This window comes from Bacillus sp. NEAU-242-2 (assembly GCF_027853835.1).
Taxonomy (GTDB): Bacteria; Bacillota; Bacilli; order Bacillales; family Bacillaceae; genus Bacillus; species Bacillus velezensis.
The window spans coordinates 530,163-555,643 of sequence record NZ_JAPNNY010000003.1 but is presented as its reverse complement, the minus strand read 5'-3'; the positions used below and the strand labels follow the sequence as shown (position 1 = coordinate 555,643).

Genomic DNA, 25,481 nt, shown 5'->3' with positions numbered 1-25,481 from the left:
CCTCCTATTGTTCTGAGGTGACTTTTTTGGCGATTTTTGTGTTGACGAGTTTGCTGTACGGAATGTGTTTCGGGAGCTCTCCGGCTTCATCCATAATAGATTGAAGCAGTTCCCATTCATCCTTTTGCAGAACTGGGTCTGCAGAGAATGACTTTTGTTTTTTATAGCGCTCTATCGATGTTTCGATAATGGCCGGGTCTGTATCGGCAAATTCCTTCTGAATCGTTTTTGCGATGTCTTTGGCCGGATGGCTTTCCACCCATTGCTGGGCGCGATAAATGGCGCGGGTGAATTTTTCCGCCGTCTTTTCATTGTTTTTCAAATAACTTTCTTTTGCCATAAAGGTTGTGTATGGCACTTGGCCGGAAGCTTCTCCGAAGGATGCGACGATATGACCGATGCCTTCTTTTTCAAATTGGGATGCCGTCGGTTCAAACAGCTGCACATAATCACCCGTTCCGGATGCGAATGCGTTGGAAATATTGGCGAAATCAATGTTTTGAACGAGGTTAATGTCTTTTTTCGGCTCTATGTGATTCTTTTTCAGGACGTACTCACCGGCCATTTGGGGCATGCCGCCTTTTCGCTGGCCGAGAAATGTTTTTCCTTTTAAATCGTTCCATTTGAATGATTTCTCATCCTTCCGCGACACGAGAAATGTGCCGTCCGTCTGCGTCAGCTGCGCGAAGTTGATGACCGGATCTTTTGCTCCCTGCGCCTCCACGTAAATGGATGTTTCAGAACCGACCAGCGCGATGTCTGACCCGTTTGACAAAAGCGATGTCATCGTTTTGTCTCCGCCCCATGTTGTTTGAAGTGACACTTGGAGCCCTTCTTTTTTAAAAAAACCTTTTGCTTCAGCGACATACAGAGGCGTATAGAAGATGGAGTGTGTGACTTCCGCCACCTTTACCTTCGTCAGACTTTCTTCCTGTCTGCAAGCCGGAAGAATGAGCAGGAAAAAGGCGCATATGACAAAAACGCAGCCCGCTTTGAGCCATTTGTTCACGGTGTAACCTCCTTGTTTAAGCGTTAAAATAACCTTTTCTGCTTTACATATCGTATGATGGGTATAAAAAATGTGTGAGTGCCCATATTCACGTTGGGAAAGAATAAAAAAACTGATGATATAAGGAGGCGCATTGTTTTGCTGGTAGAAAAGAAAAGGTTCCCGTCTCCGAGTCCGCATGTCCGCCTCTTTGCGGTATGCTATGAGTCAGAAGGTCTGAAGGTAAAGGGGCTCCTTGCCGAACCTGCGGCGCCGGGAACATATGACGGTTTTTTATATTTGCGCGGCGGCATAAAAAATGTCGGCATGGTACGCCCCGGAAGAATCGTTCAATTCGCTTCCCAAGGCTTTGTCGTGTTTGCGCCTTATTACAGAGGCAACCAGGGCGGCGAGGGAAATGAAGATTTTGCGGGAGAGGACAGAGAGGACGCGTTTTCCGCTTTCCGCCTTCTTCGGGAGCATCCGAACGTCAGGGAAGGGCGGGTGCATATTTTCGGTTTTTCCCGGGGCGGAATCATGGGGCTTTTGACCGCGATTGAAATGGGGCATCAAGCGGCTTCACTCGTTTCATGGGGCGGTGTGAGCGATATGGTGCTTACTTATGAAGAGCGGAAGGATATGCGGCGGATGATGAAGCGGGTGATCGGGGGCACGCCGAAAAAGGTGCCGGATGAATACAGATGGCGTTCGCCGTTTGAAAAAGCAGACCGCATTCAGGCCCCTGTGCTGCTCATCCATGGAGAGAATGATGAGAATGTTTCGATCGAACACGCCCGGATGATCGAGGACAAGCTGAAAGAGGCGGGGAAACCGGTGGAAACTTGGTATTACAGCGGTTTTACGCATTATTTTCCGCCGCAGGAAAACAGACGCATTGTCCGGCGGCTGGCGGAATGGATGAAGACACGGTAAGATGCCTGATTTATGATATGATAATAAAGAATAAGAGAATGAAAGGGGATTTTCATTTTGGGAATGCCTGTTGAATTTAATACCATGATTGTGACAAAAGGCAATGAAAAACGGATAGAGGAAAATATCTTTTTATTGGAGAAAGAGGGCTACCGCGTCTATCCTCTTGATATTCCGATGGACGTGCGCAAAACGAAAACCGGAGAGAAATCCGGCACCGGCGAGGTCCAAAAGCTCGAATGGGCGAACGGCCGGACAAGCATTACATACAGACTCACTTCGCTTCATTCGACAAACTGAAAAAACAAAAGCCGAGGGCATAAACGCCCTTGGCTTTTTTGATTACACGAGAGGTCCGCCGGCTTTGGCAATCGAGTCTGCATGGGAAAACTTTTTAAAGTTTTCTTTAAACTCATTGGCTAAAAACAGCGCTTTTTCGTTGTATGCTTGTTTATCGCTCCATGTGTTTTCAGGCTGAAGAACTTCATCCGGCACGCCCGGAACATGAACGGGACTGTGCAGGCCGAAAATGCTGTCTGCCGTCATGTCAGTCTGGTTCAGTCTGCCGTCAATAGCGGCTTTGACCATCGCTCTTGTATACGAAAGTTTCATCCGTTCTCCGACTCCGTACCCTCCGCCGGTCCAGCCTGTGTTGACCAGGAAGACTTGAACGCCGTGTTCGTCGATTTTACGCCCGAGCATTTCGGCATATACATGTGCCGGAAGCGGAAGGAACGGTGAACCGAAGCACGTCGAGAAAGTCGTTTGCGGAGATGTCACGCCGCGTTCGGTTCCCGCGAGTTTACTGGTGTATCCGCTTAAGAAGTGATACATCGCCTGTTCCTTCGTCAGTTTGCTGATCGGAGGAAGCACGCCGAATGCGTCCGCCGTTAGAAAGACGATCGCCTGCGGATGGCCGGCAATGCTCGGCTGCACGATATTGCCGATCATCTCAATCGGATATGCGGCTCTTGTGTTTTCCGTGTAGAAGGAATTGTCGTAATCCGCTTCACCCGTTTTTTCATCAAGCACGACATTCTCAAGAACAGACCCGAAGCGGATCGCACGAAAAATCTGCGGTTCTTTTTCCTCGCTCAGATTGATACATTTAGCGTAACATCCGCCTTCAATGTTGAAAACGCCGGAATCTGACCAGCCGTGCTCGTCATCTCCGATCAGTTTGCGGTCCGCATCGGCTGAAAGCGTCGTTTTCCCTGTGCCGGAAAGGCCGAAAAACAGGGCGACATCGCCTTTTTCACCGACGTTGGCTGAGCAGTGCATCGGCAGTATATCCTGCTGCGGAAGCAGGAAGTTCATAATGGAGAATATTGATTTTTTCATTTCTCCGGCGTATTCGGTACCGCCGATTAAAATGACGCGCTTTTCGAAAGAGACAATGATAAATGTTTCCGAATGCGTCCCGTCCGTCTCCGGGTCTGCTTTAAAATGCGGAGCTGAGAGAATGATGAAAGGCTGCGCTTGCGGGTCTCTTTCATCCGTTTCCGGTCTGATAAACAGCTGGCGCGCGAATAAATTGTGCCACGCAAATTCATTTACGACCGTAATCGGCAGTCTGTATTTTTCATCCGCTCCCGCGAATCCTTCAAACACAAACAGTTCATCCCGCTGTTTTAAGTAGCTGACGACTTTGGCGTACAGCTTTTCAAACGCCTCTTCAGAAATGGGCTGATTCACCGCGCCCCAATCAATTTGATTTTCTGTGCTTTGTTCACGGACGATAAATTTATCTTTAGGTGACCGGCCTGTATATGCGCCGGTGGTGGCGCGTACGGCGCCCGTTGATGTCAGCGTTCCTTCATTTCGGCTGATTACTTTTTCGGTAAGTTTTGGAGCCGATAAATTATGATGCACATTCGGACTTGCAAGTAATGCTTGAAGATCTGCGGTTAAATCAACTAATTTCATAAAAACCTTCCTTTGCCGGTTTATTTGTATTTCGCTGAATGTGGAATTAGTATAACATATATCTGAAAATAGTCTATACTATTTGCGGTTTTTTGTTTGTGTTTTTCCATTGCTTCCCGAAATAAAGGCGCGCAATCGCTTTAATTCATATTGACACTTTCCGCCCTTTTACGATAAGATATTTCATTGAGCGGATACTCTTATCCCGAGCTGGCGGAGGGACAGGCCCGATGAAGCCCAGCAACCGGTTTCTCTGTAAAAAAGCAGGTGAAAACACTGTGGGAAACCAAGGTGCTAACCTGATGCAAGGTTTAATATTTTCCTTGAGCGATAAGAGTGAAAGGCACACAGACCAAACCCTTTCCTCGAGTGGAAAAGGTTTTTTTATTTCATAAAATATGCCAATTAACATTCTCTGATATAGTATGACATTGTATTAAGAGGGAGCGAGTTCCGTATCATATGAGAAGGTCTTGCAAAAGATCTTTTTTCAGGAGGAAAAGTGAATGAGTAAAAACCGTCGACTATTTACATCTGAATCTGTTACTGAGGGTCATCCGGACAAAATCTGTGACCAAATTTCTGACAGTATCTTAGATGAGATTTTAAAAAATGACCCGAACGCGCGCGTGGCCTGCGAAACATCTGTAACGACAGGACTTGTGCTGGTAAGCGGAGAGATTACTACATCAACATACGTTGACATTCCGAAAACAGTCCGTGAAACGATTAAAGAAATCGGCTACACACGCGCCAAATACGGATTTGATGCGGAGACTTGCGCTGTTTTAACATCAATTGATGAACAGTCTGCGGATATCGCAATGGGTGTCGATCAGGCTCTTGAAGCGCGTGAAGGCACAATGAGCGATGCTGAAATCGAAGCAATCGGAGCGGGAGACCAAGGCCTGATGTTCGGTTATGCGTGTAACGAAACGAAAGAGCTTATGCCGCTTCCGATCTCTTTGGCGCATAAATTAGCCCGCCGTTTGAGCGAAGTCCGCAAAGAAGACATTCTTCCGTACCTTCGCCCTGACGGCAAAACGCAAGTTACCGTTGAATATGATGAAAACAACAAGCCGGTCCGCATCGACGCGATCGTCATTTCAACTCAGCACCACCCGGAAATTACGCTTGAGCAGATTCAGCGCAATCTGAAAGAGCATGTCATTAACCCTGTCGTGCCTGAGGAACTGATCGATGAAGAAACAAAATACTTCATCAACCCTACGGGACGTTTCGTAATCGGCGGACCTCAAGGTGATGCGGGTCTTACCGGCCGTAAAATCATCGTTGACACATACGGCGGATATGCACGTCACGGCGGCGGCGCATTCTCCGGTAAGGATGCGACGAAGGTAGACCGTTCTGCGGCATACGCTGCGAGATACGTAGCGAAAAACATCGTGGCAGCAGGTCTTGCTGATTCTTGTGAAGTGCAGCTTGCATACGCGATCGGCGTGGCACAGCCTGTTTCTATTTCCATCAATACATTTGATACAGGAAAAGCTTCTGAAGAAAAACTGATCGAAGTCGTACGGAATAACTTCGACCTGAGACCTGCCGGCATTATTAAAATGCTTGATCTGCGCCGCCCGATCTATAAGCAGACAGCTGCTTACGGCCACTTCGGACGTCATGATGTTGATCTTCCTTGGGAGCGTACTGACAAGGCGGATGCGCTTCGCAAAGAAGCACTAGGAGAATAATTTTATAGCCGCTTACTTAAGCGGCTTTCCCTTTTTGTAGATGCTGCCATGCTTATTTTTTACATAGCGTGAAACCAATGGCGTAACAAAGCGTCTATAAAAAGGGGGTCCAATTAGAAAATTACACTTATGGAGGCTATACTATGTGTGGATTTGTCGGTGTTTTTAATAAGCATCCATTAACTCAAACCGCAGATCAAGAAGAGCTAATCAAACAAATGAACCAAATGATCGTTCACCGCGGTCCTGACAGCGATGGGTATTATCATGACGAGCACGTCGGATTCGGCTTCAGACGGCTCAGTATTATTGACGTAGAAAACGGCGGACAGCCTTTATCATATGAAGACGAAAAATATTGGATCATTTTTAACGGCGAAATCTATAACTACATTGAATTGAGAGAAGAGCTTGAAGCGAAAGGCTACACTTTCAATACAGATTCCGATACCGAAGTGCTCCTTGCGACATACCGTCATTATAAAGAAGAAGCCGCTTCAAAGCTTCGCGGAATGTTTGCGTTTTTAATCTGGAACAAAGCTGACCGCGTCATGTACGGCGCGAGAGACCCGTTCGGAATTAAACCGCTGTATTACACAACCATCGGGGACAAAGTATATTTTGCATCTGAAAGAAAGAGTTTAATGGCCGCTCAAAACGGTATTGATCTTGATACAGCTTCTTTACAGCAATATATGTCTTTCCAATTCGTTCCTGAACCGAGCACGCTTGACGCTGAAGTGAAAAAAGTCGAGCCGGGCAGCCAGTTTACGATCCGCCCGGAAGGCGACATCGCGTTTAAAACATATTTCAAAGCGAACTTCAAGCCTGTTCAGTCTGATGAAGATAAATTGGTGAAAGAAGTCAGAGACGCAATCTTTGACTCTGTCAAAGTTCACATGAGAAGTGACGTTCCTGTCGGTTCGTTTCTATCCGGCGGTATCGACTCTTCTTTTATCGTCTCAGTTGCGAAAGAATTTCACCCGAGCCTTAAAACATTTTCCGTCGGTTTTGAGCAGCAGGGCTTCAGTGAAGTTGACGTAGCGAAGGAAACGGCTGCCGCGCTCGGGATTGAAAATATAAGCAAAGTCATTTCTCCTGAGGAGTATATGAATGAGCTTCCGAAAATCGTCTGGCACTTTGATGACCCGCTTGCAGATCCGGCGGCGATTCCTTTGTACTTTGTCGCGAAAGAAGCGAAAAAGCATGTAACGGTTGCATTATCCGGGGAAGGCGCGGACGAGCTGTTCGGCGGGTACAATATTTACCGCGAACCGCTTTCGCTTAAACCGTTTGAACGCATTCCGTCCGGTCTGAAAAAAATGCTTCTTCATGTGGCGTCCGTCATGCCTGAAGGAATGAGAGGGAAAAGCCTCTTAGTCCGCGGCTGCACACCGCTTGAGGAGCGCTATATCGGTAATGCGAAGATTTTTGAAGAGCCCGTGAAAAAACAGCTGCTCAAACATTACAATCCAGAGCTTTCATACCGTGATGTCACGAAGCCGTACTTTACGGAAAGCCGTTCATACAGCGACATTAATAAAATGCAGTATGTTGACATCCATACGTGGATGCGCGGCGACATCCTGTTAAAGGCTGACAAAATGACGATGGCCAACTCATTGGAACTGCGCGTGCCGTTCCTTGATAAAGTCGTGTTTGACGTGGCCTCTAAAATTCCGGATGAACTGAAAACGAAAAACGGCACGACGAAATACCTTCTGCGCAAAGCTGCTGAAGGGGTAGTGCCTGATCATGTGCTTAACCGCAAAAAACTCGGCTTCCCTGTGCCGATCCGCCACTGGCTGAAAAATGAAATGAACGAATGGGTTCGCAACATCATTCGTGAAAGTGAAACAGATGCTTATATTGAAAAGGATTATGTCCTTCAGCTTCTGGAAGATCATTGTGCCGACAGAGCGGACAACAGCCGCAAAATCTGGACCGTGCTGATCTTCATGATCTGGCACAGTATCAATGTTGAAAAAAGACTGGTGCCGGAAGAGCTGAATCATCAGCCGAAAGAAGTCATTTTCGTTTAATCCAAAAGGGCTTTCGATGTTATCGAAGGCCTTTTTTTTATTGTTTTTTGTAAACCGTCTATTCCGCTCTGTTTTCGACAAAGTATTACGCAATATTCAGAAAAAGGTTATAATAGGACTAATCGGGTAGATTCCGGAAAGAGTTTTCTGGCTATTTCGTCTCGGTTTGTTGTTTCTTTGTCAAAATCAGGGGGAGGGAGAGTTATGCAAAACAAAGAAAAAACGCTTCACCGCGGCTTGGAAGAGCGGCATATCTCGCTTATGTCGTTGGGCGCCGCGATTGGAGTCGGGCTGTTTCTCGGGTCAGCTTCTGCCATAAAGCTTGCCGGGCCGGGGATTTTAGCCGCTTACGCCTGCAGCGGACTGATTATGTTTTTTATTATGCGGGCATTGGGGGAAATGGCGATTCAAAAGCCTGTAGCCGGCTCGTTCAGCCGGTATGCCAGAGATTATCTCGGTCCGCTTGCCGGGTTTTTAACAGGCTGGAATTATTGGTTTTTATGGGTCGTTACCTGCATGGCGGAAATCACCGCGGTCGGCATTTATATGGGCTACTGGTTCCCTGACGTGCCGTCATGGATCTGGGCGCTTTGTGCACTCGTCATTATGACGGCTGTCAACTTTCTGGCGGTCAAAGCGTACGGTGAGCTTGAATTCTGGTTTGCGCTCATTAAAGTCTTGGCGATTCTGTCAATGATCGCGATCGGTCTGGTGATGATCGTATTCGGTCTCGGAAACGGAGGCGTTGCGCTCGGAATCAGCAATTTATGGAGCCACGGCGGCTTTTTCCCGAATGGGATTAAAGGGGTGCTGCTGTCGCTTCAGATGGTCATGTTTGCCTATCTCGGGATTGAGCTGATCGGTGTCACAGCCGGTGAGGTCAAAAATCCGGAAAAATCACTGGCGCGGGCCATAGATACTGTTTTTTGGCGCATTCTCATTTTTTACGTCGGAGCTTTGTTTGTCATTATGTCAATTTATCCGTGGCAGGAAATCGGTTCAGGCGGAAGCCCGTTTGTTTTGACATTTGAAAAAATCGGAATACCCGCTGCAGCCGGAATCATTAACTTTGTCGTATTGACGGCGGCTCTTTCTTCCTGCAACAGCGGGATCTTCAGCACGGGGCGTATGCTGTTCAATCTGGCGGAACAAAATGAAGCGCCTAAAGCATATGGTACGGTCACAAAAGGCGGTGTGCCGGGAAAAGCGGTATTGGTTTCAGCGGGTGCGTTATGCATCGGCGTCCTGTTGAACTACGTGGTGCCGGCGAAAGTGTTTACGTGGGTGACGAGCATTGCGACGTTCGGAGCAATTTGGACATGGTCGATTATTTTGCTTTCCCAAATGAAATACCGTAAAAGCTTACAGCCGGAAGAACGGAAAAAACTCAAATATAAAATGCCTTTATACCCCTTTTCCTCATATATCTCGCTGGCATTTCTGGCTTTTGTCGTTGTGCTGATGGCTTTTGATGCAGAGACCAGGGTGGCCGTCATCATCGGTCCTGTCTGGTTCGGCATATTATTAGCCGCCTATTACGGCAAAGGTTTCCATAAAAGAAAAGACATAGATCTGGAAAACGGACAGACATTCGCCGAAAAAGCGTAAAAAAAGAGCCCGCTGAAATGGGCTCTTTTTTCATAGGATCGGGTAAAAGGGGGAAGAATAAAACAAATTCCTGAACATTTTGCTTCTGTTTCCTGACAATCGGGAGAATGCAAATGGTTTTTACTTAAATAATATTTTGAAAAATGGTACAGTAGTAAAACAAAGCTGATCTTTTTTATTTCTCTTGCATTGTTTTATAGTATCGGCCTTTTTCAACATATTCCGTTCTGATTCTTTCCATGTCCCGTATGTCTTCTTCTGTCAGCCGGCGGATAACCTTTGCGGGCCGGCCGAACGCAAGACAGCCGGGAGGAATGGTTTTGCCCGGAGGAACGAGACTTCCGGCGCCGATAAACGCGCCTTCTCCGATTTCCGCCCCGTCAAGAATGACGGAGCCCATACCGATTAAAGCATTCTTTCTGATGATTGCGCTGTGCAGTGTAACCTGATGGCCGATCGTGACGTCATCTTCAATAAGAAGCGGGCGGTTCGGGCTTTGATGCAGACAGCTCAAGTCTTGTATGCTGACTCTTTTTCCGATCCTTGTCGGCGCAACATCCCCCCGGATGACTGCCGAGAACCAGATGCTCGATTGTTCTCCGATCACGACGTCGCCCGTTATGACGGCGTTATCCGCAATGAACGCTTCAGGATGTATGTCCGGCGTAAATTGTTTATAAGGGTAGATTATCATGTCTCATCCTTCTTTCTCTAAATTTATGTAAGAGGTGAACTGCATGTGGACTTGGAAAGCAGACAGGCCCGTCGGTACCATTGTCATTATCCACGGGGCGAGCGAATACCACGGGCGTTATAAATGGCTCGTTGAAATGTGGAGATCTTCCGGATATAACGTGGTGATGGGCGATTTGCCCGGTCAGGGAACGTCGACCCGCGCCAGAGGGCATATTCGCTCTTTCCAAGAATACATTGATGAAGTAGATATATGGATTGATAAAGCGAGAACGCTTGAAGCGCCCGTTTTCCTTTTGGGCCACAGCATGGGCGGACTGATTGCGATAGAATGGTTTAAGCAGCAGAGAAATCCCCGCATTACGGCACTCATTTTATCATCACCTTGTCTGGGTCTGCAAATAAAAGTCAATAAAGTCCTTGATTTTGCGTCTAAAGGACTGAACGTCCTCGCTCCGTCCCTCAGAGTGGATTCCGGCTTATCACCTGATATGGCAACGAGGAATGCGGATATGATTGAAGCGGATCAAAACGATTCTTTATATGTCACGAAGGTATCCGTAAGATGGTACAGAGAGCTTTTAAAAACCATTGATGCCGCTATGGTGCCGACTGATGCGTTTTTAAAGGTGCCGCTTTTGCTTATGCAGGGCGGTGATGACAAAATCGTCGATAAAATGAAAGTCCGCAAATGGTTTTCCGGTGTGGCTTCCCATAATAAATCGTACCGGGAATGGGAAGGGCTTTATCATGAAATTTTTAATGAACCGGAAAGAGAAACTGTGTTTAAGGCGGCAAAAGCCTTTACAGATCAGTATATTTGAATTCGCTGGGGGTGCATATGTTGACAGTACCGGAACATCCTTTTAACCTTATGGCAAAAGTGTATCGGGAAATTTTTCCGCTCGTTCATCAGGAATTGAACATGTGGCGGGAAAAATCAGATTCCATTAAAAATACCGAACTGCGGCAGCAGGCGGCCGCAAGTATCCGCGATAAGTCGTTTCATTGTGAAGGAGGCGGCATTTTAGCCCTGCTTTCGGGAGAGCAGAAACAGAAATGCGTGCAATTTATCATCGCGTATCAGACAATCAGTGATTATCTGGACAATCTGTGCGACCGCAGCACCTCGCTTGATCCGGAGGACTTCCGCATGCTTCATCTTTCCATGCGTGACGCGCTGACGGTCGGTGCCGAGGTGCGGCCGTACTATCAGTACAGAGAGGAGCGGGATGACGGCGGTTATCTTCATGAGCTGGTCAGAACATGCCAGCGGGTGCTCGGGTCAATAGAACATTACGGTATCATTAAACCTTATTTGCTTGAGCTGTGTGATTATTATTGCGATCTTCAGGTTCATAAGCATGTCGTTGAGCATGAACGCGTTCCGAGGCTTAAAGCCTGGTTTGAGCAGTACCGGTCGCAGCTTCCGGAAATGGAGTGGTTTGAGTTCTCGGCCTGCGCGGGATCGACGCTAGGCATTTTCTGTCTCGTTGCTTACTCATTCCAGCCTGATTTTAACGAACATACCGCTGAGAAAATCCGCAGCAGTTATTTTCCGTACATACAAGGGCTGCACATACTGCTCGATTATTTAATTGACCAGGAAGAAGATCTGCTTGAAGGCGATCTGAATTTCTGTACGTATTATCAGTCCCATGAAGAAATGATGCAGAGACTGCAGCATTTTATTGAAAAAGCGGATGAACATTTGCAAGGCATTCCGCATGAAAATTTTCACCGGCTGATCAACAGGGGGCTGCTCGGCGTCTATTTATCCGATGACAAAGTCGCCGGCCAAAAAGAAATGGGCCGCCTCGCGCGAAAGCTGATCAGGGCAAGCGGAAAAACGTCATTTTTCTTTTATATCAACGGAAGAGCTTACCGCAAATTTCAGAAGATGGCTTGGACGAAAAGTTCGTAATGGGTGAAAGTGCTTACACTTAATATTTCTGATAAAAAAGAGACATGCGCATTTTACGCTGTCTCTTTTTTTAACGGTTTCTTTTTTGCCGCAAGGTGCATTGCGAATTTGCCGATCAGCCCGATGACAAAAAATGCAGCAAACCACCAGTAATAGGTTTTCGCGAACTCAAATCCTAAATGTCTTGATAAAATGATGACAAACATTACATAGGGAACACTTGAAAATATGATGCGAAGAATATTCAAACTGCCGCTCCTCTCAGATGTTACGCTTAAAAGATGAACTTTTTTCCATTATTTCATAGTAATTGATTTTTCTTGAAAAGTAAATACAAAAAGAATCGGCCCGCTTATGACAGGCCGATTCTTTATTTGCCGGCAGATTTCTTTTCAATCGCTATAATAAACGGCGGGTCGTTTTGCTGGTTGAGAAAGCCGTAGCTCAGCACGCGGGCTTTTTCCTGATCAAGATTGCTGCAGTATTCCAGTAATGCACTTTTTTCCGTCTTGCCTTCAGGATGCCCGTGGTACACAACGAGAACGATCAGCCCGTTCTCCTTCAGCAGTTCAAGGAGCTGTTCGATCGCGGAAATGGTTGAGTGACCGTTTGTCGTAATGCTTTTATCGCCGCCTGGCAGATAGCCGAGATTAAAGACGGCGCAAGCCACACGACCGTGCGCATCTTCAGGCAGCGATGCCTTTATTTGATCATGGCTCTTATGGTGAAGCGTGACGCGCGGGCCGAAGTCGGCACCGAGCCGCTCCTTCGTTTTAGCGAGTGCGTCCGCTTGAATATCAAAGGCATGGACATGTCCTGTCTCACCGACAAGGCCGGCCAGGAAATATGTATCATGTCCGTTGCCCATCGTCGCGTCAACCGTGATATCACCTTCCTGTGCGGCGGACTTCAGCAATTCTTTACTGAAAGGGAGGATGTGCATCAAGGTCATAGGGCGGTCTCCTCCCCGATCTTTCTGAAGAGCTTTCCTTGATAGCTTCCCCGTGTTTCCAGCTCTTTTTGAATGGCGCCCAGTACTTCCCACTTATTGACGCTCCACATCGGCCCGACCATTAATTCGATCGGCCCATCTCCCGTAATGCGGTGAACGATCATTTCCGGGGGAATGATTTCGAGCTGATCACATACAAGACTTACATATTCTTCTTGAGAAAGGAACTCCAGCTTTCCTTTTTCATATTGCTTCACCATCGGTGTGCCTTTTAATAAGTGAAGCAGGTGAATTTTAATGCCTTGCACATCCAAATCAGCGACGGCTTTGGCCGTCTCCATCATCATGTCCCTGTTTTCAAGCGGAAGCCCGTTAATGATATGGGAACAAACGCGGATGCCGTGTTTTCTCAGTTTATTGACACCCTCAACATAGCAGTCAAAATCATGGGCGCGGTTGATCAGAAGGGCGGTCCGCTCATGCACGGTCTGCAGCCCGAGTTCAACCCACAAATAGGTCCGCTCATTCAGTTCTGCCAAATATTCCACGACATCGTCCGGCAGGCAGTCCGGACGGGTCGCGATAGACATGCCGACAACGCCGTCAAGCTTGAGGACGGATTCAAATTTTTCACGCAGCTCCTCTACAGGGGCATGCGTATTCGTGAACGCCTGGAAATATGCGATATATTTGCCGTCTTTCCACTTTTCGTGCATGCGGTTTTTGATATCGTGAAATTGCGTGAGTAAGTCATCGGCTCGATTGCCGGCAAAATCACCGGAGCCCGCCGCGCTGCAGAATGTGCAGCCGCCGTGTGCAACCGTGCCGTCCCGATTCGGGCAGTCAAAACCGCCGTCAAGCGCGACTTTAAACACTTTATGCCCGAAATGCTCCCGCAGGTGATAATTTAATGTATGGTACCGTTTTTCCGTATTTGAATAAGGAAAAGGGTTATTCTCGTTCAATGTTCAAAAAGCCTCCCTCACATCAGATGCATCCTAAAATTGTAGCATGAATGATGGGGGTTCACAATCTGAAAACAGGATGCGGCTTTCTTTTGTTTATTATGACTCCAGGCAGGATTCTCATTCTTTTAGCTTAAACACGGAAAATTTGGTTCTCTTTCCTGCAACCTTCGGGTGTTATTATTTTGGGTCCGCTCAAACTAAGCTTGATTTCCCATTCACTGAGGAGGGGTTTCGTTGGCAACAAGACAATCAGTAGATGAACATCTCCAAAGAAGCGAACAGGCGTATGAATTTGCGAATGAGCAATTTATGACCGCTTCAAAACAAGAGCATTATAATGATAATGAGTACAGTGAAGCGCAAATGATGCTTGAAAACGCGGTGAATGAATTAAACAAGCTGTCATTATCTGCGAATGATCAGCAAAGAGAGCAGCTTTACCGAATGAGATTGCAGCTGCAGACCTTGCAAAACAATATGATTTTGCAGCGTAATTTTGATTACTGACCGCGCCGTTTCAAATGGTTCAGCAAACCTGCCGGAATCCCGGCGGGTTTTTTTGTATTTCTTTTAAAAAAGAATTGACAATAGGCCTGAGTGTGTTTATTGTATTACGTGTACTACTTGATGTAATACACATAAAACACTCAAAAAATGAAATCGACATATAAATGTTAAGCATAGGGAAGGGGAACTTTCATGAAAAACAAAAGATCCGTAAAACAAGATGTGCCTCTTATTATCGCCGCCTCGGTTTTGGCCAGCAGTCTGTTTGTCGTTCTTGTCGTCATCGGTTTTCAATGGCAGAACATTTAAAGAAAGAGAGCAGCTCGTAAAAGAAAGAAGGGAAGTAAATGATTCAAATCGATCCGAGAAGCTCAACTCCGATTTATGAGCAGATCATACAGCAATTGAAAGAGCTTTGTTTAAAAGGGATCATGAAGCCGGGGGATAAACTTCCTTCTGTCAGGGAATTGGCAACGATTATTATCGCCAATCCGAACACAGTCAGCAAAGCGTACAAGGAGCTCGAACGCGATGGTGTCATTGAAACGCTGAGGGGAAGAGGAACGTATATATCGGAGAATGCAAAAACGACATTGGTTGAAGGGAAGATGACGATGATAAAAGAGCAATTGAAACAGCTCATCATCGATGCCCATTACGCGGGAGTTGAGCTGGAGAAGCTGCAGGAATGGATAAAGGAAATCAGCGCTGATGTGAAAGGAGGCAAGGATCATGATTGAATTGCGGAATCTCTCAAAAACGATAGACGGTAAAGAAGTGCTCAAAGATATTTCGCTCACCATCGGAAAAGGGGAAATTTTCGGGCTGCTCGGGCGAAACGGATCAGGGAAAACAACACTGCTCCGGCTCATTCAGCAGATTCTGCTTCCGGATCAAGGGACGGTTTTATTTAATCAGGTGGAAATAAAGCGTCATCCGAAAGTCAAACAGAATATCATTTATATGCCTGTTGAAAATCCTTTTTATGACAAGTATACATATAAACAGCTTGTTGCGATTGTAAGCAGAATCTATCCGAATTTTGATGTGACTTACGCCAATGAGCTGATGAACAGGTACGGCATTCCGGAAACGAAGAAATATCGTGAATTATCGACAGGCCTGAAAAAACAGCTTGCGCTCGTCCTTGCCTTTGCTTCACGCCCGGCTCTTATCCTTTTGGATGAACCGACGGACGGAATTGACGCCGTAACGCGTCATGACGTGCTTCAGCTTATGGTGGATGAAGTAGCTGAACGGGAAACGAGCATTCTGATTACCTCACACCGTTTAGAAGATATTGAGCGAATGTGCAACCGGATCGGGTTTTTGGAAGGAAATCAGCTGACGAATGTGATGGACTTGGATGATATGAAGGAAGAGTACATGAAAATCCAAATGGCATTTGAAGAGGACGTCGCCTTGAAGATCAGGGAACAAAATATACCGATTCTCGACCATGCCGGTGTGTTTTATACGGTGCTGATTCAAAAGAACGATGAGAAGAAAAAGAACTTTCTGCAAGAGCTGCAGCCTAAAGTATGGAACGAGCTTCCTGTGAACTTAGAAGAAGTTTTCATCGCGAAGTTTGGAGGGAACCGGAGATGGTAGACAGGGGATTGCTGTACAGGGAATGGGTGCAGAATCGAACTGTTCTTGTGATGGTCGGCATTTTTTTAGCGGCGGTCAATCCATTTGAAGTGTTAAATACCTATCTGGTTTATCAAGGCTGTCTGGACACCCACGGAGCATATTGTAAGTTTTATGTGAATTCTTTGGATAGCGGAATGCTGAACTTAAACTGGGCGCCCGCTGTGATTTTGGCGGTTTGCTTATTCGGACTGGAGCGTACGAAAGGAACCATTGATGCGCTTTTCAGTCTGCCTTATTCCCGCGCTCAGGTGTTTCACACTAAATTTTGGCTCGGGGCGGCGGTCATTACCGGCGCTCAGGTGATCGGCTACGGGCTGGCTGAGCTGCTCATTCTTCTGTTAAAGCCTGAGCGCGTATATTTCTTCCACCATTACAGCGTCGGAGAGATTATTGTGAGTGTTTTGGCTTTTACATTGGTCGCGAGCGCAGGCTGCTTAACGGGGAATACGTTCGCCCAGCTGTTAACGGCGTTTGCTGTGTCGATATCACCATACCTGATTATTACACTGCCGCTGTCCAATGCGGAAGTCATTTTCGGAGCCGGCATGTATGAGCTGATGCCGTCAGAAGATGCTTATCTCGAAGTATACAATCTTTTTCAATATTTGAATCCGATCATGTACATGGATACAGATTGGGTATCTGCCAGCAAGTATATATTAATCATTCCGGCAGTGATGAGCATTGTATTTTATGCCATCGGGTACTTTTGCTATGTCAGGCAGCCGGTGGAACGGAACGGCCATTTTTTTCTCTGGAGACAGCTTGACCGGCCCATTCAGATTGTGGTGATCATCATCGCCGTTCTCGGTTTTGGCCTGGCGGGGTACTCGACGGGACAGACGATGACAGGGTATGTGGCCGGGATGCTGGTCGGAGGAGTTCTCGGATTTTTGGTCAGTTATTTTGCCATATATAAAAAAACGAAGCATGTGTAAGAAAGGAGGACCGGAATGATACCGCGGGGATTGTTGTACACAGAATGGAAGAAAAATCAGTGGTTGTTTTTGTTGAGCGGTATTTTTTTAATAGCGGCAAACCCTTTTATGATTTATTACTACTATTTATCATACCAAGGACGTTTGAATTATCTGGATCCGCAATATTGTGAATTTACCGTGAGTTATACGAATGGGTCGCTTCTTTCCTTCAGCTGGATTGTGAGTGTCATCATTGCTGTCTTCTTATTAGGCTTGGAACGGACAAAGGGAACGATGGATGCTTTGTTAAGCATGCCTTACAGCAGAGGCCAAATCTTTCAGACTAAATTCTGGCTCGGCGGGGCAGTCATTGTTGTTCCTCAGGCGATAGGCTATGGAGCGGCGTCATTGCTGATATCTTTGCTGAAACCGAGCCATACGTACGATTTTGATCATTTTTCAATCGGAATGATTGTCATCAGTTTTATGGCTTACGCCTTGTTAATGGCATCCGGAGCAATAACGGGACATATATTCGCCCAGCTGTTAACGGCGTTTACCGTAACGATTCTGCCTTTTTTACTCATCGGTCTGCCGGCCGCGAATTTGGAGGTCGTTTTCGGTGTTAGTGTGGGAGATCAATTTTCTTTTATCAGCAGTTATATCGAATCCCGTCTTTTTATATTTGTAACCCCTATTGGATATGTGTTTAACGAGTGGATCAGAGAAAGGGATTTGGTTTTAATCATTCCGATGGTGATGAGTCTTGTCTTTTATCTGATCGGTTACGTCAGCTTTCTGAAACATCCGAATGAACGGAACGGCAGATTCTTTCTATGGAGAAAATTGGACCGTCCGGTGCAGATTTTGGTGATTGCGTTTGCCGTTATGGGTTTCGGTGTTTTCGGATATGGGGTCACAGACACGATGTTCGGCTATTTAGCCGGCATTATCTTCGGCGCGGTTATCGGGTTTTTCATCAGTTATTTTACGGTTTACAGGAAGTCAAAGCATATGTAGATCCGTTTGAAAATGAGCAGTTTGGAGGAAGGCAAGGTGCCGATTAGCGGTTTGCTTTATAAAGAATGTAAGCAGCGGCAGACGCTGCTGCTGCTTACAGCGGGGTTCTTATCTATCTTAGGCCCTTTGGCAATTATAAATGAGTATTTTCACTATAAGGATTGTTTACGTGCACTTCAGCTGTACCCGGGGTCAGTTTGTACATTCAGCATCGATTACAGCAATTATCGGAATTTGATTGGGCTTCATTTCATTCCGCCGGTTGTTATGGGGCTTTTTCTGATAAGAGCAGGCCGGGCTGAAAGGATGTTTACACTGAGTCTTCCGTATTCGAGAAGTCGGATATTTCATACGAAGTTTTTCTTGGGAGCAGCCGTGTTAGCCGGCTCGCAGTTTGTTTCTTACGGAGTATCAGACATATTGTTTCTAGCGCTTAAACCTGACGCTGTCCATCATTTTCAATCATTCAGCGCAGGGATGCTGGTCATCAGCTTGATGATTTATGCATTAGTGACAGCTGCCGGCACGATAACGGGCAATTTAGCGGCGCAGCTGATCACAGCGTTCACGGTTTCCGTCTTTCCGATCGTGGTTATGACGATTTACCTGTTAAACGCTGAGTTCCTTTTTGGCAGGCAGGCTGTGCCGGATATTGATTTCCCTTGGAGCGGATTTCTGATCTATTTCATGCCTGCGGCTTACATCCATACATCATGGATGTATTACATGAAAAACGCATTGTTCATCTCCGCATTAATGGGATTTTGTTTCTATCTATTCGGCTATGTGAATTTCCTGAAAATGCCGAATGAACGAAGCGGACATTTTATCCTGAGCAAACACATTGAACGCATCATTCAAGTGCTCGTCATGTCGCTCAGTATGATGGGAAGTGCGGGGGTATGCGGATATGCTTATAACGGTTCGTATACCGGTTACATATTCGGCATGCTCATCGGTGCGGTTATCGGGTTTTTCATCAGTTATTACTTCATCTATAAAAAAACGAAACAGATATAAGGGGGAGTGGTGTACGTGATAGAGGTACAGCATATCGATCATTCATTTAAAATCGGCAGGAAAGGCAGAGAGAGTGAGGTTCCGGTACTGAAGGATGTCTCTTTGACCGTTGAAAAAGGGGAAATTGCCTGTATCGTCGGGCGGAGCGGTTCCGGAAAATCAACGCTTCTGAATTTAATTTCGGGATACATAGCGCCGACAAAGGGCCGTATCGTCATTAACGGCACTGATGTGACGGGTTTCAATGAAAAAGAGTGGGCGCAGTTCCGCCTCGGGTATTTCGGCTTTATTTTTCAAAGCTTTCAGCTCATTCCGAGTCTGACAACCTATGAAAATGTTGAAATGCCGCTTGCCTTAAAAGGCGTCAAACCGTCTGAACGCAAGCAGAAAGTCGCGGATATGCTGAAACGGGTCGGACTTGAGAATCATGCGAATCATTATCCGAATGAGCTGTCAGGCGGCCAGCAGCAGCGTGTCAGTATCGCAAGAGCCCTCATTTTAAATCCGTCAATTATTTTAGCCGATGAGCCGACGGGAAGCCTCGATTCAGAAACGGAACTTGAGGTGCTTGCATTAATTCAGCAGCTGAACCGGGAGCGCGGGATTACATTTGTCATCATTACGCATGACGATGAAGTCGCTTCGATCGCGCATTCAAAATTCCAGCTGCATGACGGTGTATTAAAAGGGGGCGTTACTGTTGAGATTTAAGGATCAGATTCACTTTATCAGAAGAAATATGAAGAAAAACCGGCTGCGTGTTTTCATGACGGTGCTGGCGACGACAATGGCGTGCGCGTTTTTAGTGGTGCTGGCTTCCGTCGGATTCGGCATCCAAAAAACGATTACAGACATTACCATGAGCCAGCAGATTGTTACGGAAATCAATGTGCTCGGCCAAGAGAACGGAAAAGCCGTGAAGAAATCAGACTTGGAAAAGTATAAAAATGTCAAGTCTGTCGTTGAGAGAACACAAGTGTATGAACCGAACAAAGCGTCATTGGGAAACCGAACAAATGAAGATTCAGCCATTGTGCTGACAAACATGAAAGATGAAGTCAAAGCCAATATGGAGCTTGATCAGGGAAGAGTCGCCCGCACAGAGAATGAAATCGTGGTCGGCTATGATTTTGCGAAGAACCTATTGACGAAAAAAGAGGCTGACGCTTACGACAAAGAGTTAAAGGATCACCAAGGCGACATGTCGGAGGTGAAAAAACCAAAAGGCTATACGAAAGACCTGCTTAATAAAACGATACAGCTGAGCATCTCCAAAACAAACAAAGACGGAGACGTTGAAAAAACGAAAACGTACGACTTCAAAGTAGTCGGAATTACAAAAAAACCGTCCCAAGATTGGATGGAGGATACAAATATTTTTGTGAGTGATCAATTCAAAAAAGACTTCTCGACATTCTTGGATCTGAAGAATGGAAATGCGGAAAAAAGCATCAATGTGTATGCGGACAAATTCGATCATGTCGATCAGCTTACCCATGACCTCACGGATGACGGCTTTTATGTCAGATCTGTCACAACCGAGCTGAAGGGCGTCAACACCTTTTTCCTCGTCTTTAAAATCGGCCTGATCTTTGTCGGCTTTATCGCCGTCGTGATTTCTGCCATCGGTATTTTCAATACGATGACGATGGCGGTGACGGAACGAACGCAGGAAATCGGGATTATGAAAGCGATCGGCGCAAGCCCGTCCATCATCCGCAGAATGTTCCTGATGGAAAGCGCCTATATCGGGATATTAGGTTCTGTCATCGGGATTATCATTTCTTACGGAGTGAGTTTTGCCGTCAATCTGGCTGTGCCGGTTATCTTGAAAGCGGTAGGGGGAAACACCGGAGCTGAAGATCTTCATTATACCTTCTCCTATATCCCGCTCAGCCTCGTTGTGATCGCAGTTGTCATTTGTGCGGGGGTCGCGGTAATTTCCGGTATGAATCCGGCCCGCAAAGCGACAAAAACCAACGTTCTGACCGCATTAAGAAGAGAACTGTAAAGGAAAAAAGCCGGCTGGACATCAGCCGGTTTTTCCTCTATCTATCAGAAAAGGGCGGATACCATGTTTCACATTTTGTTAATAGAAGACGATAACACTTTGTTTCACGAGATGAAAGAGAGATTAACGGGCTGGTCATTTGCGGTGCACGGAATAAAGGATTTCAGCCGGGTCATCCGGGAGTTTACCGAAATCAAGCCTGATTTGGTGATCATTGACGTACAGCTGCCGAAATTTGACGGCTTTCATTGGTGCAGAATGATACGCTCCCAATCAAACGTGCCGATTCTCTTTTTGTCCTCGCGCGATCATCCCGCGGATATGGTCATGTCGATGCAGCTCGGGGCAGATGATTTTATTCAGAAGCCTTTTCACTTTGATGTGTTAATCGCGAAAATACAGGCCGTGTTCCGCCGTGTGCACCAATACGGCACAGAACCGGCGCTGATGAAAAGATGGTGCGGGGCGGTCATTGACACAGAAACCAACACGGTCAGCCGTAAAAACGGTTCGGTCGAACTGACCAAAAACGAAATGCTGATCTTAAAACTGCTGGCTGAACAGAAAAATAAAATCGTCAGCCGGGAAGAACTCATCAGAAGCCTATGGAATGATGAGCGTTTCGTCAGTGATAATACGCTGACGGTGAATGTCAACCGGCTGCGGAAAAAACTCGATCAATTAGGCATCGGGAAAATGATTGAAACCAAGGTCGGGCAGGGATACATCGCAAAGGAAGAAGACGGTCTTTATGATTAAATCATTTCTGCTCGAAAGAAAAAGCTGGATCGCGATGTTTCTTTTGCAGCAGGCTGTGCTCCTTTTTGCGGCATATATTGATCCGTCTATTCCGTTTCTTTCAGTGCTGTATGTTGTTTACCTGTCGCTTCTTGTGTTTCTTGTATTTCTCTTGTTCCGCTATCGGAAAGAGACCGCCTATTATAAAAGCTTAAGAGAGTGGGACGCCAATTTAGACATGTCTTATCTTAAAGCGCCTGACAGTCCGTTTGAGTCTATCGTTGAAGAAAGCATTGAAGGGCAGACAGAGCAATTACGAAAAAGCTCACTTGATCTTCAGGCGGCGTCAGAGCATGAAAAGGATGACCTGATGTCATGGATTCACGAGGTCAAAACACCGCTGACAGCGATGCATCTCATGATCGAGCGCCTTGATGAACAGCCGCTGAAAGCCCCTTTGCTGTATGAATGGCTGCGGATTCACCATCTCCTGGACCAGCAGCTTCATCAGAAACGATTGTCCTTTATTGAAAATGATTTATCATTCCAGCGCATTCAGCTCAGACCGCTCGTTTTCAAAGAAATTAAAAATCTGCAATCATGGTGCATACAAAAAGGGATCGGGTTTGACATTCAGCTTGATTCACCGGACGTTCACAGTGACGGAAAATGGCTTTCCTTCATCATCAGGCAGCTGTTAAGCAATGCCGTCAAATACAGTGAAGCGGATGACATTACCGTAAAAAGCTATGAACAAAACGGCCGGGTGCATGTCGATATTGAAGACCGCGGCATCGGCATCGAGCCCAAAGATCTTCCGCGCATTTTTGAAAAAGGATTTACCTCGACGCGAATGAGGCGAGATCACGCGTCAACGGGGATGGGCCTGTATTTGGCTCAAAAAGCCGCGGCTCCTCTTCTCATCCAAATCAGCGTGCGCTCTGAGCCGGAAAGCGGCACGGTTTTTACCTTGGTGTTTCCGAAACAGAACGATGCCGTCAGCATGTTCAGCGTGTGACAAAAGTGTCACATGCTTTTCTCTTTTGTTCGCTTAATCAAACGAAAAAAACGGCTTCTGTTTTTAAAATAAAGATAACCAATGTAAAAGGAGACTCATAACGTGATGATTTTAGAAGCAGGCAATATCCAAAAAAGCTACGGAAACAAGCTGAATAAACAAGAGGTGCTGAAAGGAATTGATCTTCAGATTCACAAAGGGGAATTCGTCAGCATTATGGGCCCGTCAGGATCAGGGAAAACGACCCTTTTGAATGTGCTTTCCTCCATTGATAAAGTGAGCGCGGGCACCATTAAACTGAACGAGACGGAGATTACATCCATGAAAGAAAAACAGCTTGCCGAATTTAGAAAACGGCATCTCGGCTTTATTTTTCAGGATTATAATTTATTGGACACGCTGACCGTGAAGGAAAACATACTCCTTCCGTTATCCATTACGAAAATGTCTAAGAAAGAGGCGGACCTGCGATTTGCCGAGACGGCAGAGGAGCTTGGGATCTATGATTTGAGACATAAGTATCCGAGTGAAATTTCCGGCGGGCAAAAACAGCGGACGTCTGCCGCAAGAGCTGTTATTCACGAGCCGGGCATTATTTTTGCTGATGAGCCGACCGGAGCGCTCGATTCAAAGGCTGCCACGGATTTATTGAATAAACTCAGCCGCCTGAATCAAAAACGCCGCGCCACCATTGTGATGGTGACGCATGATCCGGTTGCCGCCAGCTATTCCGGACGTGTGGTTTTCATTAAAGACGGCCGTGTGTATACACAGCTGAATAAAGGCGGCCAGGACAGACCGGACTTTTTTCAGGATATTATGAAAACGCAAAGTGTATTGGGCGGGGTTCAGGCATGAGTATTCATCATTTGATCTTCCAGAACCTGAAAAAGAATATGAAAAACTATTACCTTTACGTTTTTGCGCTGGTGTTCAGCGCCGCCCTTTATTTCGCGTTTGTCACGATGCAATACGATCCTGCGCTTGATGAAATGAAAAGCTCCATAAAAGGAGCGGCGGCAATCCGGGCCGCCTCTGTACTGCTTGTGGCGATCGTGTCGGTATTTCTTTTATACGCCAACACCATTTTTATTAAACGGCGCGGCCGGGAAATCGGCTTATTCCGATTAATCGGCATGACGAAAATGCACATTTTCCGCATACTCAGCGCAGAAAATTTCATTTTGTATTTCGGATCGATTTGGATCGGTATTTTTGCCGGCTTTTCCCTCTCGAAATTATGTATGATGATGCTGTTTCATACAGTCGATGTGAAAGCCTCTGTCTCACTGTTTTTTTCTAGCAAGGCGCTCGTTCAGACGTTAATTGTGTTCGGGGCAATTTACGTGCTGATTATGATGATGAATTACTTATTTATTAAACGGCAAAGCATTTTGTCTTTATTTAAAACCGCGTCATCGTCAGAAAGCGGCATAAGACGGCTTTCTTGGGTGCAGATGTTGATCGGCGTTGTCGGTATTGCGGCCATTATCGCCGGCTATGCCGTGTCCGCGGATTTATTCGGAGGCAGTTTTACGAGCATGAATGAACTGTTTTCGGCCATGGTGTTTATTCTAGGCTCGGTCATTATCGGAACCTATCTGTTTTATAAAGGTTCGGTCAGCTTTCTGGCAAATCTCATCCGGAAATCAAAAGGCGGGTATCTGAATGTCAGTGAAGTGCTGTCTTTGTCATCCATCATGTTCCGGATGAAGTCAAACGCCGTATTGCTGACGATTATTACGACTCTTTCGGCGCTGGCAATCGGTTTACTGTCTTTAAGCTATATCTCGTACTACTCCGCGGAAAAATCGGCTGAGCAAAATACAGCCGCGGACTTTGCGTTTGATAACCAAAAGGAGACTGACTCATTTACCGCTTTATTGAAGAAAAACGGAATTGAACACAAAGTAAAAACAATCAAGACCATTCAAGCCGGTGTCAATATGAAGAACATCATAAACGGCGACATGAAAAGCTTTCAACAAGACCCGTCCAGCCTGGCGCTGCCGATTATAAGCGAGAAAGACGCAGAAGGGACGGAGCTTTCTGACGGAGAAGCCGTGTTTACCGGATATAATGATATGATGAAAAGATTTCTCGACCTGAAAACGTCAGGTTCCATTGATATAAACGGCAAAACGGATAAAATACCGCTGGCGTATAAGGGCTTGAAGAACGACTTCCTCCTGTCATATACATTTACAAGCGGAGGGCTGCCGACCGTTATCGTCACGCAGCAGGTATTCGACCGGATCGAGAAAGATATCGACCCGTCCATCCAGGGAAAATCAAATCGGTTTTTCGGCATTACACTCAAACGAGAAGAGGACATCCAAAAAGCTGATGGTCTGTTTCAGGCGCAGCACTATTCAGACGGCGCGCTTTCACAATTTGAAACGGCTGACACGCAAAAGAAAAACATGGGGCTGATCATGTTTATTGTCGGCTTTTTAGGATTAACCTTTCTGATCACCTCAGGCTGTATCCTTTATTTTAAACAAATGGGCGAGTGTGAGGATGAGAAGGCTGATTATACGATATTGCGGAAGCTCGGCTTCACAACGGGAGATCTGCTGAAAGGCATCCGCCGGAAGCAGGCGTATCATTTCGGCATTCCGCTCGTTCTCGGGCTGTTCCACAGCTATTTTGCCGTTCAATCAGGATGGTTTTTATTCGGAACGGAAGTGTGGACGCCGATGATCATCGTCATGGCGCTGTATACGCTGCTGTACTCCATCTTCGGCATGCTGTCGGTGCTGTATTATAAAAAGGTCATTCAATCCGCCTTGTAAAACAAGTTGAGGAGCCTCCGCATAAGCGGAGGCTTTTTTTGTATGAATAGAAGAAA

Annotated in this window: 25 protein-coding genes and 1 riboswitch; of the genes, 19 read left to right on the top strand and 6 right to left on the bottom strand. The window is 46.3% G+C overall.

The window, feature by feature from the left end; translation table 11 throughout:
- Nucleotides 1–4: 4 nt before the first annotated feature.
- Nucleotides 5–1,009 (bottom strand): ABC transporter substrate-binding protein, encoded by a 1,005-nt coding sequence (locus tag OWN49_RS12955; RefSeq protein WP_014305628.1) that lies wholly within the window; start codon nt 1,007–1,009, stop codon nt 5–7.
- 138 nt (nt 1,010–1,147) lie between these two features.
- Between OWN49_RS12955 and OWN49_RS12950 the strand changes: the two genes are divergently transcribed.
- Both OWN49_RS12950 and OWN49_RS12945 read left to right on the top strand, forming a co-directional pair.
- Nucleotides 1,148–1,921: an alpha/beta hydrolase family protein gene (locus OWN49_RS12950; protein WP_015418056.1), complete on the top strand. Its 774-nt coding sequence runs from the start codon at nt 1,148–1,150 to the stop codon at nt 1,919–1,921.
- A 57-nt stretch (nt 1,922–1,978) separates the two neighbouring features.
- Nucleotides 1,979–2,221: a DUF2584 domain-containing protein gene (locus OWN49_RS12945; protein WP_003152249.1), complete on the top strand. Its 243-nt coding sequence runs from the start codon at nt 1,979–1,981 to the stop codon at nt 2,219–2,221.
- Nucleotides 2,222–2,263: 42 nt separating this feature from the next.
- On the opposite strand, the gene pckA is transcribed toward OWN49_RS12945, so the two are convergent.
- Nucleotides 2,264–3,847 (bottom strand): phosphoenolpyruvate carboxykinase (ATP), encoded by a 1,584-nt coding sequence (pckA, locus tag OWN49_RS12940; RefSeq protein ID WP_176283493.1) that lies wholly within the window; start codon nt 3,845–3,847, stop codon nt 2,264–2,266.
- A 197-nt stretch (nt 3,848–4,044) separates the two neighbouring features.
- Nucleotides 4,045–4,184: riboswitch (SAM riboswitch) on the top strand.
- 169 nt (nt 4,185–4,353) lie between these two features.
- Here pckA and metK point away from each other — a divergent pair.
- The 3 genes from metK to alaP all read left to right on the top strand — a co-directional run bounded on the left by metK (nt 4,354) and on the right by alaP (nt 9,206).
- Nucleotides 4,354–5,556, top strand: coding sequence for a methionine adenosyltransferase (gene metK / locus OWN49_RS12935; RefSeq protein WP_003152253.1), 1,203 nt, complete (start codon nt 4,354–4,356; stop codon nt 5,554–5,556).
- 143 nt (nt 5,557–5,699) lie between these two features.
- Nucleotides 5,700–7,598, top strand: coding sequence for an asparagine synthase (glutamine-hydrolyzing) (gene asnB, locus OWN49_RS12930; protein ID WP_003152255.1), 1,899 nt, complete (start codon nt 5,700–5,702; stop codon nt 7,596–7,598).
- Between the two features lie 204 nt (nt 7,599–7,802).
- The gene (gene alaP, locus OWN49_RS12925; protein ID WP_043867361.1) at nt 7,803–9,206 is read left to right on the top strand and encodes an alanine permease AlaP; all 1,404 of its coding nucleotides are present in this window, start codon (nt 7,803–7,805) and stop codon (nt 9,204–9,206) included.
- Between the two features lie 175 nt (nt 9,207–9,381).
- Here alaP and OWN49_RS12920 read toward each other — a convergent pair whose 3' ends face one another.
- Complete coding sequence (locus tag OWN49_RS12920) at nt 9,382–9,897, bottom strand: gamma carbonic anhydrase (protein WP_025853382.1); 516 nt, start codon at nt 9,895–9,897, stop codon at nt 9,382–9,384.
- Nucleotides 9,898–9,943: 46 nt separating this feature from the next.
- Between OWN49_RS12920 and OWN49_RS12915 the strand changes: the two genes are divergently transcribed.
- Complete coding sequence (locus OWN49_RS12915) at nt 9,944–10,723, top strand: alpha/beta hydrolase (protein WP_003152261.1); 780 nt, start codon at nt 9,944–9,946, stop codon at nt 10,721–10,723.
- Between the two features lie 20 nt (nt 10,724–10,743).
- Nucleotides 10,744–11,823: a tetraprenyl-beta-curcumene synthase family protein gene (locus OWN49_RS12910; RefSeq protein ID WP_003152263.1), complete on the top strand. Its 1,080-nt coding sequence runs from the start codon at nt 10,744–10,746 to the stop codon at nt 11,821–11,823.
- A 53-nt stretch (nt 11,824–11,876) separates the two neighbouring features.
- On the opposite strand, the gene OWN49_RS12905 is transcribed toward OWN49_RS12910, so the two are convergent.
- The 3 genes from OWN49_RS12905 to OWN49_RS12895 form a co-directional block, all read right to left on the bottom strand.
- Complete coding sequence (locus tag OWN49_RS12905) at nt 11,877–12,071, bottom strand: hypothetical protein (protein ID WP_003152265.1); 195 nt, start codon at nt 12,069–12,071, stop codon at nt 11,877–11,879.
- A gap of 122 nt (nt 12,072–12,193) precedes the next feature.
- On the bottom strand, nt 12,194–12,775 hold the full coding sequence (locus tag OWN49_RS12900; protein WP_025853375.1) for a tRNA (mnm(5)s(2)U34)-methyltransferase: 582 nt from the start codon (nt 12,773–12,775) through the stop codon (nt 12,194–12,196).
- A complete protein-coding gene (locus tag OWN49_RS12895; protein ID WP_007408822.1) occupies nt 12,772–13,740 on the bottom strand; it encodes a TIGR01212 family radical SAM protein in 969 nt (322 codons plus the stop codon). The genes OWN49_RS12900 and OWN49_RS12895 overlap by 4 nt, the downstream gene beginning before the upstream one ends.
- Nucleotides 13,741–13,977: 237 nt before the next feature.
- Between OWN49_RS12895 and OWN49_RS12890 the strand changes: the two genes are divergently transcribed.
- The 12 genes from OWN49_RS12890 (at nt 13,978) to OWN49_RS12830 (ending at nt 25,425) form a co-directional block, all read left to right on the top strand.
- The gene (locus OWN49_RS12890) at nt 13,978–14,250 is read left to right on the top strand and encodes a YtzC family protein (protein ID WP_003152272.1); all 273 of its coding nucleotides are present in this window, start codon (nt 13,978–13,980) and stop codon (nt 14,248–14,250) included.
- Between the two features lie 347 nt (nt 14,251–14,597).
- Entirely contained in the window at nt 14,598–14,990 is a 393-nt protein-coding gene (gene ytrA, locus OWN49_RS12880; protein ID WP_003152275.1) for a GntR family transcriptional regulator YtrA, read from the top strand.
- Complete coding sequence (locus tag OWN49_RS12875) at nt 14,983–15,861, top strand: ABC transporter ATP-binding protein (protein ID WP_003152276.1); 879 nt, start codon at nt 14,983–14,985, stop codon at nt 15,859–15,861. Before ytrA ends, OWN49_RS12875 begins: the two co-directional genes overlap by 8 nt.
- On the top strand, nt 15,855–16,841 hold the full coding sequence (locus tag OWN49_RS12870; protein ID WP_102422710.1) for an ABC transporter permease subunit: 987 nt from the start codon (nt 15,855–15,857) through the stop codon (nt 16,839–16,841). Before OWN49_RS12875 ends, OWN49_RS12870 begins: the two co-directional genes overlap by 7 nt.
- Before the next feature lie 15 nt (nt 16,842–16,856).
- Nucleotides 16,857–17,843 carry an ABC transporter permease gene (locus OWN49_RS12865; RefSeq protein WP_176283492.1) on the top strand — a complete coding sequence of 329 codons (987 nt, stop codon included), beginning with the start codon at nt 16,857–16,859 and terminating at the stop codon, nt 17,841–17,843.
- A gap of 36 nt (nt 17,844–17,879) precedes the next feature.
- Complete coding sequence (locus OWN49_RS12860) at nt 17,880–18,863, top strand: ABC transporter permease (RefSeq protein ID WP_110085466.1); 984 nt, start codon at nt 17,880–17,882, stop codon at nt 18,861–18,863.
- A gap of 15 nt (nt 18,864–18,878) precedes the next feature.
- A complete protein-coding gene (locus tag OWN49_RS12855) occupies nt 18,879–19,574 on the top strand; it encodes an ABC transporter ATP-binding protein (protein WP_176283491.1) in 696 nt (231 codons plus the stop codon).
- Nucleotides 19,564–20,874 carry an ABC transporter permease gene (locus OWN49_RS12850; RefSeq protein WP_003152283.1) on the top strand — a complete coding sequence of 437 codons (1,311 nt, stop codon included), beginning with the start codon at nt 19,564–19,566 and terminating at the stop codon, nt 20,872–20,874. Before OWN49_RS12855 ends, OWN49_RS12850 begins: the two co-directional genes overlap by 11 nt.
- Nucleotides 20,875–20,937: 63 nt before the next feature.
- A complete protein-coding gene (locus OWN49_RS12845) occupies nt 20,938–21,633 on the top strand; it encodes a response regulator transcription factor (protein WP_014305616.1) in 696 nt (231 codons plus the stop codon).
- The gene (locus OWN49_RS12840) at nt 21,626–22,630 is read left to right on the top strand and encodes a sensor histidine kinase (protein WP_176283490.1); all 1,005 of its coding nucleotides are present in this window, start codon (nt 21,626–21,628) and stop codon (nt 22,628–22,630) included. Before OWN49_RS12845 ends, OWN49_RS12840 begins: the two co-directional genes overlap by 8 nt.
- Nucleotides 22,631–22,732: 102 nt before the next feature.
- Nucleotides 22,733–23,488, top strand: coding sequence for an ABC transporter ATP-binding protein (locus OWN49_RS12835; RefSeq protein WP_015387828.1), 756 nt, complete (start codon nt 22,733–22,735; stop codon nt 23,486–23,488).
- Nucleotides 23,485–25,425 carry an FtsX-like permease family protein gene (locus OWN49_RS12830; RefSeq protein ID WP_176283489.1) on the top strand — a complete coding sequence of 647 codons (1,941 nt, stop codon included), beginning with the start codon at nt 23,485–23,487 and terminating at the stop codon, nt 25,423–25,425. The genes OWN49_RS12835 and OWN49_RS12830 overlap by 4 nt, the downstream gene beginning before the upstream one ends.
- Nucleotides 25,426–25,481: the final 56 nt, after the last annotated feature.

What these genes read in the sequence shown, in the direction of transcription:
- metK (WP_003152253.1), top strand. Translation starts at nt 4,354, where the DNA reads ATGAGTAAAAACCGTCGACTATTTACATCTGAATCTGTTACTGAGGGT.
- alaP (WP_043867361.1), top strand. Translation starts at nt 7,803, where the DNA reads ATGCAAAACAAAGAAAAAACGCTTCACCGCGGCTTGGAAGAGCGGCAT.
- OWN49_RS12900 (WP_025853375.1), bottom strand. Translation starts at nt 12,775, where the DNA reads ATGACCTTGATGCACATCCTCCCTTTCAGTAAAGAATTGCTGAAGTCC.
- OWN49_RS12845 (WP_014305616.1), top strand. Translation starts at nt 20,938, where the DNA reads ATGTTTCACATTTTGTTAATAGAAGACGATAACACTTTGTTTCACGAG.
- OWN49_RS12870 (WP_102422710.1), top strand. Translation starts at nt 15,855, where the DNA reads ATGGTAGACAGGGGATTGCTGTACAGGGAATGGGTGCAGAATCGAACT.
- OWN49_RS12840 (WP_176283490.1), top strand. Translation starts at nt 21,626, where the DNA reads ATGATTAAATCATTTCTGCTCGAAAGAAAAAGCTGGATCGCGATGTTT.
- OWN49_RS12915 (WP_003152261.1), top strand. Translation starts at nt 9,944, where the DNA reads ATGTGGACTTGGAAAGCAGACAGGCCCGTCGGTACCATTGTCATTATC.
- pckA (WP_176283493.1), bottom strand. Translation starts at nt 3,847, where the DNA reads ATGAAATTAGTTGATTTAACCGCAGATCTTCAAGCATTACTTGCAAGT.
- ytrA (WP_003152275.1), top strand. Translation starts at nt 14,598, where the DNA reads ATGATTCAAATCGATCCGAGAAGCTCAACTCCGATTTATGAGCAGATC.
- OWN49_RS12865 (WP_176283492.1), top strand. Translation starts at nt 16,857, where the DNA reads ATGATACCGCGGGGATTGTTGTACACAGAATGGAAGAAAAATCAGTGG.
- OWN49_RS12830 (WP_176283489.1), top strand. Translation starts at nt 23,485, where the DNA reads ATGAGTATTCATCATTTGATCTTCCAGAACCTGAAAAAGAATATGAAA.
- asnB (WP_003152255.1), top strand. Translation starts at nt 5,700, where the DNA reads ATGTGTGGATTTGTCGGTGTTTTTAATAAGCATCCATTAACTCAAACC.
- OWN49_RS12875 (WP_003152276.1), top strand. Translation starts at nt 14,983, where the DNA reads ATGATTGAATTGCGGAATCTCTCAAAAACGATAGACGGTAAAGAAGTG.